This is a genomic window from Aquimarina sp. (genome assembly GCF_977115655.1).
On the sequence record NZ_CDSBKO010000124.1, the window covers coordinates 1 to 4741 of the forward strand.

At 33.1% G+C, this 4741-nt stretch carries 4 protein-coding genes; 1 reads left to right on the forward strand and 3 read right to left on the reverse strand.

Annotation, left to right across the window (positions count from 1 at the left end):
- Positions 1-620 precede the first annotated feature (620 nt).
- From ACZIYX_RS23575 to ACZIYX_RS23585, 3 genes are read right to left on the reverse strand one after another with little or no spacing between them, the layout of a single operon-like run.
- On the reverse strand, positions 621-1247 hold the full coding sequence (locus ACZIYX_RS23575) for a response regulator (protein ID WP_462684719.1): 627 nt from the start codon (positions 1245-1247) through the stop codon (positions 621-623).
- Positions 1244-3148, reverse strand: coding sequence for a sensor histidine kinase (locus ACZIYX_RS23580; protein WP_462684720.1), 1905 nt, complete (start codon positions 3146-3148; stop codon positions 1244-1246). The genes ACZIYX_RS23575 and ACZIYX_RS23580 overlap by 4 nt, the downstream gene beginning before the upstream one ends.
- Positions 3141-3833: a hypothetical protein gene (locus ACZIYX_RS23585; RefSeq protein ID WP_462684721.1), complete on the reverse strand. Its 693-nt coding sequence runs from the start codon at positions 3831-3833 to the stop codon at positions 3141-3143. Before ACZIYX_RS23585 ends, ACZIYX_RS23580 begins: the two co-directional genes overlap by 8 nt.
- A 419-nt stretch (positions 3834-4252) precedes the next feature.
- Here ACZIYX_RS23585 and ACZIYX_RS23590 point away from each other — a divergent pair, with 419 nt between their 5' ends.
- The gene (locus ACZIYX_RS23590) at positions 4253-4639 is read left to right on the forward strand and encodes a pyrophosphohydrolase domain-containing protein (protein WP_462684722.1); all 387 of its coding nucleotides are present in this window, start codon (positions 4253-4255) and stop codon (positions 4637-4639) included.
- The last annotated feature ends 102 nt before the right edge of the window (positions 4640-4741 follow it).

A 4741-nucleotide genomic window follows, 5' to 3' on the forward strand; every position in this document is an offset into this window, starting at 1 on the left:
GAAAATTATCAACCAAATATTTGTTTTTAAGCACAGTTCATCCCAGTGCAGACTGGGATCTATTTTATGTATGCATTGGTATTACTGGATTCCGTTTTGTACCTGTAGTGTAAGGAGCATATTTTGCAAAGCTCTGGGGTTACCCGAAAGATGGACTTCGAGTGCCTCAGCCCTCATTCCACCCGAACCCTGAGGCTACTCGAAGGATGATGCTTTGAGGGGTGAATGACACAGAAATTAATAGATTCCGTTTTGCAACGGAATGACAAGAACTGTGTGTTCTTTGTTGTTTTTCAGTACGATATTTCTAATTTTTGTCATCCCAGTGCAGACTGGGATCTATTTTATTTAGAAATTGTTAATTATGGATTCCGTTTTGCAACGGAATGACAATAGCCGAGAGTTACAAATTGCAAAAGCAGGGCTTCGAGTACCTCAGCCCTCTGCCGAACCGAACCCTGAGGTACTCGAAGGGTGATGCTTTGAGGAGTGAGTGACACAGAAATTAATAGATTCCGTTTTGCAACGGAATGACAAGTTTCTTTGGAGGGGTTTTAATATATATTTTGTGGATTACCTGATGTAAGTGTTTTTATATTTTGAAGAAGAATCAGGATTATTTAGAAATTATATTTTTTCTCAATAGCATACCGCAGTAATTCGCCTTTGCCATGCAGATCCAGTTTTCGGATAATATTTTTACGATGTGTTTCGATAGTAGAAACCGAGTTAAATCGTATCGCAGCAATTTCTGAAGAAGTTTTTCCTTGTCCTATAAGCGCTAAAATCTCTCGTTCGCTTTTGGATAAAATTTGTTTTTTGGCAGGTTGTTTTGCTTCCTCCAAAAAAAGGGAAGGGTCGATAGCAGCATCAAAATAGGTTTTTCCTTTTGCTACTTGTTGGATTGCAGTTAAGACTTCTTCCAGAGGAGAATTTTTTAAGATATACCCAGATGCTCCTGCATCGATCATTTGTCGAACCGCATCTTCCTGATCAAACATAGAAAATGCAATAACCTTGGTATGGGGCAGCTCTTTTTTAATAATTCTGGTTGCTGCTATACCATCGATTTTTGGCATCCTAATGTCGGTTAGCACTACTTTTGGTTGTTTTAAACGAACGATTTTTAATAATTTTTCTCCATCATTAGCCATACCTACAATACTTATTTCTTTTTCGTACTTAAGAAGTAATTCTACGCCATCTATTAGCGATTGGTGATCTTCGGCAATTGCGATGGTTATCATATAGGTATGTTTATTATAATGTTAGTTCCTTTTCCTAAGGTAGAATCCATCTCAAAAGTACCTTCCAGATGTTCTACACGTTTTTCTATGGTTGCCAGTCCCATTCCTTCTTTTTTGGGCAACACTCTAGTATCAAATCCTTTACCGTTATCCTCTACAATAATGTTTAAAAGCGAATCGTGGTTGGTTAGGGATATGTGTATTTCGGTAGCTTTGGCATGTTTAATGGCATTGGTGACTAGTTCCTGTATCATTCTAAAGATTGTAATTTCTAAGGCGTTATCCAATCGTTGTTCTAATCCGTAATCCTGTACTTCTACGAGTAAATTGCCGTTAGATACTTTTTTAGCCAGGTTTTTAATAGCAAGGAGTAGCCCTTGGTTTGCCATTACGCCACTATTTTTTTCATGCGCTATGGTGCGTACTTTTTGGTAGGCTTCTTCTAATAAAGTATCTGTTTTAGAGTATAGTTCTTCTATATTTTTAATTTTAGGATTGTCTTTATTATTTCGTAGATGCTGAAAATGAAGTTTTACGGTAGCAAGGGTACTCCCCAGATTATCGTGCAGATCATTGGCAAGGCGTTGTCGTTCTTTTTCTTGTCCCAATATCATGGCATCAATGGCAGATAATTCTTGCTCTTTTAATAGCTTTTCTGTTTTTTGAAGTTCGATTTCATGTTGTTGCTCTGCAATTCGCTGTTTTCGTTTTATATTCTTATATAGTAACAAAGTGATAAGTAAACCAATGGCAATAAAAGAAATGGCGCCAATAAACAGGTTGCGGTTGCGTACTCTATTTGCCTCCGATTGTAGATTGGTATTAAGGAGTTGGACTATTTTTTTTTCTTTTTCGGCTGTTTTTAATTGAATCTCTAATTTAGAATTTTGTAGTGTATTTTTTCTGTAATCTAAATCATATTCAATTTCTAAAGATTTTTTAAGTGTATTATAGGCTTCTTTATATCGATGTAATTTCTCCAGGTTTTTGGATTGATATCTAAGTAAATAAAACATACTTTTTAGTGTATCCGAGTTATTCTTATACTTTTCGGCTTTATTAATACTGTGTAAAGCCATAGCATATTTTTTTTCTTTTGCATGTACCTCTGATAATCGAATTAAAGATTTAAAAACTAAATGTTTATTAAAAGGTTGGTTTACGTTTTTTTGAATAATATTCTGATAATAAAACACAGATGAATCCTTTTGGTTTAAAATTTCAAACTTATAAGCTTTTTGTATATCAAATCTAGCTAGACAAGGATCGTTAAATTTGTTTAAATTTGATAGACTGTCAAGCTCTTTTATTTTGTAAAAAAACCTATTGTCCAGATCTTTTGATTTGGTATAAAAAATGATTTCATATAATTTTATCCAAAAATAATCAATAGGTTGATCTGCTATAGTACTGTATTCTTTTAAGTATTTGTTATATAGATTATTGCTTTGTAATATTTCTTGGCGATAGAATTCTAAGATGGCTAACAAACATGCTTTTCTCAGCTCTATGTTTTCTAATTCTAAAGAAGATTTATAAGCTTTTGAAAAGTAATTAAATACGTTAGAATTATTTGAATTAGTATATAGGCTAATGTACCCTAAATTTAAAAACGACACACTACTAATTACTGGATTAGAGATGGTATCAACTTCTAAAGTGAGGCCTTTTTTAAAAGCATAATCATCTCTATAATACAATATTTCGGCAAGATTATTAAGTAAAGAAGCTATCTGCTCATTTTTAATATGCTTGGTATGATATTTAGCGTTTTTATATTCTAATTGTTTTAGACTTTGAAAATAAGTTTTGTAAACGGTATCCTTCTCTTTAATAGGGGCAGAACCATATAAAGTAATACAGCTTAAAATGAATACTATATTTAATGTGATTTTATTCAAAAATAATTTTATTATATCCAGGTATACAAGACCCCCAAGGGGCAATAGGTTTTTCATCATACGTAGGCATTATAAGAGCTGCTTCAGGATCTTTATGTAATTTTTTAGTTTGATTATAAAAAACACCACTTCTATTGTAAATTTCACTATCAAAGACCTTGTCTTTAACTGCATGAGGCTTAAGTGTAGTAAACCTTCCGTCATTAGATGTTGAATGATGCAGGGGTCTTAATTTTCTGTTTATTCGTAAGTAAACATTTTCATGATTTCCTTTATTTATTTGTAAATCAACCTTTACGGGATATGGTTTAAAACTTTCTTCTAGTCCTTTAACTGTTATATCAAAATTTAAACATTGTAGATTACTTATAGTGCCATCTATATTTGGAACACGAAAATCTGTATATTCAATTTTATCCCTCTCAATATCAACAATCCCTAAATTAATCTCACCAGAATAATTTACTAATATAAATTCAGCAGCTTTTACTGTACAGGATTTATTAATACGATCCAGATTTGATGTTTGAAATTTTGCAAAAATTCCAAAAAAAGTACCGTATAATTGACTTGCATAGACAAATTGATATCTTTTGTCAGGTATGATTTTTTCTGTTTTGTCTTTTGGAAATGTAATTTCATAATTCTCACTTAGATTTATAGTTCCTGTTAATTCAAAATTCATGATAATTTATTTTAGTTATTTAATTACCTCAAAACTCTTAAAAAAAAGAGTGAAAATCCATACCCAACACAGGGTATTTTCCCACTTTTAGGGACAAATACCAAAGGGAGATAGGAGTTAAGCATCCTAAGATACTAACCCAAAAAGCAATTATTTTGACAGAAAACCAGGGGTGTTTGTAGTTTACTCAGGCTGTAAATATGTCTTTAACATAAAAAGCAGCAAAATAAAGATAATAAAACCTGCGAGAATAAAGATGCTGCCTTTGTAATATTTGCGATGTAGTTGGATATCTTTTCGGTAACTAAAAATCATTAAAATAATAAAAGCTACCACAAAGATTCCTGCAAATACTAACTGACCGGTACTAAACATATTTTGCTATTTTTACGGCAAAGATAATCTATAAAAATATATTGATGAAAGATAAAATTGCTGCGGTACAAGAATTTCATACCTCCTTTAAACTAGGGTACAAAAACGAACCAATTGCAGATTTGGGAGAGGCAAAAAATATGCTTCGGTTTAACTTGATGAAAGAAGAAAACGAAGAATATCTGGAAGCTGCTCAGGATAACGACCTGGTAGAGGTGGCAGATGCATTAGGGGATATGCTGTATATTTTGTGTGGTACCATTATCGAACATGGCATGCAACACAAAATAGAAGAAGTGTTTAATGAGATCCAACGTAGTAATATGAGCAAGCTGGGAGAAGATGGAGAACCAATTTATAGAGAAGATGGTAAAGTCTTAAAAGGGCCTAACTATTTTAAACCTAATATAAAGAAGATACTGGATCGATAAATAAAAACAAAACTCCTGAGAAATATTTCTCAGGAGTTTTGTTTTATCCTCCGGCATCCGACCTCCGGCATCCGACCTCCGGCATCCGACCTCCGGCATCCG

Excerpts from the sequence above, each read along its gene's own strand:
- ACZIYX_RS23590 (WP_462684722.1), top strand. The coding sequence starts at position 4,253 with ATGAAAGATAAAATTGCTGCGGTACAAGAATTTCATACCTCCTTTAAA.
- ACZIYX_RS23585 (WP_462684721.1), bottom strand. The coding sequence starts at position 3,833 with ATGAATTTTGAATTAACAGGAACTATAAATCTAAGTGAGAATTATGAA.
- ACZIYX_RS23575 (WP_462684719.1), bottom strand. The coding sequence starts at position 1,247 with ATGATAACCATCGCAATTGCCGAAGATCACCAATCGCTAATAGATGGC.